At 66.4% G+C, this 3,594-nt stretch carries 4 protein-coding genes; 3 read left to right on the top strand and 1 reads right to left on the bottom strand.

All coding sequences use genetic code 11. The annotated features are described in order from the left end of the window. The coding region (locus tag ACEN88_RS26785; protein WP_413344554.1) for a cache domain-containing protein at positions 1-688 on the bottom strand (688 nt) is incomplete at its 3' end. 164 nt (positions 689-852) lie between these two features. Here ACEN88_RS26785 and ACEN88_RS26780 point away from each other — a divergent pair. The 3 genes from ACEN88_RS26780 to ACEN88_RS26770 all read left to right on the top strand — a co-directional run. Further along, positions 853-2,355, top strand: coding sequence for a peptide MFS transporter (locus tag ACEN88_RS26780; protein ID WP_413344553.1), 1,503 nt, complete (start codon positions 853-855; stop codon positions 2,353-2,355). Between the two features lie 154 nt (positions 2,356-2,509). Then, the gene (locus tag ACEN88_RS26775) at positions 2,510-3,364 is read left to right on the top strand and encodes a phosphate/phosphite/phosphonate ABC transporter substrate-binding protein (protein ID WP_413344552.1); all 855 of its coding nucleotides are present in this window, start codon (positions 2,510-2,512) and stop codon (positions 3,362-3,364) included. Positions 3,365-3,368: 4 nt separating this feature from the next. Then, a partial coding sequence (locus ACEN88_RS26770; RefSeq protein ID WP_413344551.1) for a hypothetical protein occupies positions 3,369-3,594 on the top strand: 226 nt, incomplete at its 3' end.

Below are 3,594 nucleotides of genomic sequence, written 5' to 3'. Positions count from 1 at the left end.
GGGGCTCGTTTTTTTTTAAAACACACCCCACCCGCCCGGGCGGGGGCGGCCGGGCCACGTATTCGCGCCAGCCGCGGTTGCGCGCGATGGTGTTGCCCGTGCGATCGAATACCGTGATCAGCCACGACGCCCGCACGTCGCGGGGCAGCATGTCGTTCAGGCGATCCGCGTACACCCGCTGCGCAAGCACCATGCGCCGTCCGTCGTCCAGCGCCACCGGCGTCAGGGCCGCCACCGCGTAGCGGCGCGACGTGCTGCCCAGCATCAGGTCGGACACGGACGGTCCGCCGTGGTCGAGCGCCGCGCGCACCTGCTGGCGCATGCCGGCCAACGGTTCGGCGGCGGGCGCGCCGTAGGGCCGGGCGGTGTTGAAGACCTGCGTGCCATCCGCGCGCAGCAGGACGGTGTGGCGGACGCTGCCGGCGTCGGCGCTCCGTGCCTGGCTGTAGAACGTCGCGAAGTCGCCGCGGAACAGCGCCGTCGACGTCGTCAGCGCCTGCCCGCTGGCCAGCGCGGCCGTGAGTTCCTGGTCCATCGTCAGTACGGTGGCGCGCGCCAGCTCCTGCATGCCGCGCAGCACGGCCTGGCGTTCCGCATCGAGCAGCAGCCGGATGGCGATCGCCGATCCCAGGATCACGGGTAGGAAAACGACGGCGGCCAGCAGGGCCAAATGCGTGCGTACTCTCATGGTTTCCGATCACGAAAATCCGAATCTTCTGATTGTAACTTCTGCAAGTTTGAAACAGCTCGCGCACACGCAAAAAAACGCATAACCCCTGTCAGTACAGGCGATACGCGTGTTGCATGCTGCCTGTCTCTGGCGTAGCATCCACGCTTTGCCCGACCCTTTCCATGAAAACCGAAATCCCTCCCCTCCCCACGCAATCCCGTTCGTTCCTCACCATCGCCCTGATCGAGATGTGGGAACGCTTCGGCTACTACGGCATGCAGGCGCTGATCGTGTACTTCATGGTCCAGCGCCTCGGCTTCGACGACAGCCGCGCCAACCTGGTCTGGAGCGCCGCCGCGGCGCTGATCTACGTCTCGCCCGCGATCGGCGGCTGGATCGGCGACAAGGTCCTCGGCACCAAGCGCTCGATGGTGCTGGGCGCCCTCGTCCTCACGGTCGGCTATGCGCTGATGGCCGTCCCCACCGAGAACACGTGGTTCCTGTTCTGCGCCCTGGGCGTCGTCGTCGTCGGCAACGGCCTGTTCAAGCCGAACACGGCAAACCTCGTGCGCAAGATCTACGAAGGCGACGATTCGAAGATCGACAGCGCGTTCACGCTGTACTACATGGCCGTGAACGTCGGCTCGACGATCTCGATGCTGGCCACGCCGTGGATCAAGGACTACGTCAACGCGACGTACGGCGGCGAGGTGGGCTGGCACATCGCGTTCGGCGCGTGCAGCGTCGGCCTCGTCGTCGGCCTGTTCAACGTGCTCCTCATGCGCGCGACGATCGCCCACGTGGGCTCGCTGCCGGACGAGCGCCCGCTCGCCGTGGGCAAGCTCGCCGCCGTGCTGGCGGGCGGCGTCGTGATGGTCGGCGTGTCGGCCGTGATCCTCGAATACCAGACGCTGGCCCGCATCTTCGTCTACCTGGCCGGCCTCGTCGTGCTGGGCATCTTCATCCACCTGATCCGCAGGAGCGCGCCGAACGAGCGCGCCGGCCTGACGGCGGCGCTCGTGCTCACCTTGCAGTCCGTGTTCTTCTTCATCTTCTACCAGCAGATGTCGACGTCGCTGTCGCTGTTCGCGCTGCGCAACGTCGACCTGGAATTCAACCTGCTCGGCGCGCACCTGTTCGACTGGTCGCCGGCCCAGTTCCAGGCGCTGAACGCCATCTGGATCATGGTGCTGTCGCCCGTGCTCGCGTGGACCTACAGTACCGCCGGCCGCAGCGGCAGGGACTTGTCGATCGCCGGCAAGTTCGCGCTGGGCTTCTTCGCCGTGGCGCTCGGCTTCTTCGCGTACGGTGTGGCGGGCACGTTCGCCGTCGGCGGCAAGACGTCGTCGTGGGTGATGGTCGCGGGCTACGGCCTGTATTCGCTGGGCGAACTGCTCGTCTCCGGCCTCGGCCTCGCGATGGTCGCGCGCTACGTGCCGGTGCGCATGAGCGGCTTCATGATGGGCGCGTACTATGTCGCCACCGGGATCTCGCAATACCTGGGCGGCGTCGTCGCCAACCTGGCCAGCGTGCCGGGCGACGTGACGGACCCCGTGCAGACCCTGCCCATCTACACGAGCCTGTTCAACAGGCTGGGCGTAGGCGCGCTCGTCTGCACGGCGATCGCCCTCGCGGTGCTGCCCCTGATGCGCAAACTGTCGGCCACGCACCACGCGCACAACTGACCGCATGGAGCGCAAGCACGGCATCTTCCATGAGGAACGCATCGATACAACGTGACGACAACCTTGGCAAAACGTTTCGGCTTGTTGCAAACCGGAAATATGTTATATTTGCGACATGCCGGCCGACACCCCGCCGGCGCCACGTCAACGAGCCATGTATCGTCCTTACTTCGTCCGCCCTCTCCTGGCCGTCGTGGCCTGCCTGTCCGCCGCCGGCGCCGTGCGTGCCCCGCCGCCGCCCGCCTACAATTTTTCGCCGGTGAACCAGTACAACCTGCAGGTGTCGGCCGGTTTCTGGAACCCGATCATCCGCTACGTGTCGCAGAAAAGCGGCGTCCGGCTGAATCTCAAGCTGGGCCGCACGTCGGCCGATACGACGAGCTACGTGCTCGCGCGCGAAGTCGACTTCGCGTTCACGAATCACCTGTTCAGCCCCGACCGCGCCAGGATGGGCTGGACGGTGTTCGGCCGCCGCGACGCGCCGCCCGTGCGGGCGCAGATCGTCGTGCCGGCCGATTCGCACGTGATGACCCTGGCGCAACTGGCCGGCGAGTCCGTCGCCTTCCCGGGGCCGGAAGCGATAATCGCGTACAAGGTGGCGTATGCCCAGTTGCAGCACCGGAACATCCCCGTCGACGTCGTCTTTGCTGGCAATATGGATGCCGCCTTTGCACAGATATTCGCGGGCAAGGCGATGGCGGCCGGCGCCAATTCGCAACTCGTGCAGAACTACGAGCGGCGCGAACATAAGTCGTTCCGCGTGCTGTGGAGTTCGGAACCGTTCAACGATCTCGCGCTGATGGCGTCGCCGCGGGTGCCGGCCGACCAGGTCCGCGCCGTCGCCCAGGCCTTCATCGGCATGGACAAGGACCCGGAAGGCCGCCGTATCCTCGCGGCCGCCACGGAACTCGTGCATGCCGCGGCGCCGCTCGCCTTCGTCGCGGCCAGCGACGCCGACTATGCCGGCTACCGCGCGTTCTACGCGGAAGCGCCGCCGAACGTGCGCTGACGCGATGACATTCTCTCCATTCCTGCGCGTCATGCGCATCATTCCCGCGCTGCCCCGCTCCCTCGTCGGCCGCGTGTTCACCGTGTTCAGCCTCACGCTGCTGCTGTCGATGGGGACGGGCCTGGGCCTGTTCTACCGCTACCAGTTCCTGCAGCACATCGAGGAAACGCAGGACACCGCGCTGACACTCGTCGAGGTGGCGACGCAGACGATCGAGGACAGCGTGGTGA

The sequence above is a fragment of the Massilia sp. CT11-108 genome (genome assembly GCF_047302915.1).
GTDB lineage: Bacteria > Pseudomonadota > Gammaproteobacteria > Burkholderiales > Burkholderiaceae_D > Telluria > Telluria orientalis.
The sequence above is the reverse complement of the archived record's forward strand: the minus strand, read 5'-3'. Positions and strand labels throughout refer to the sequence as shown.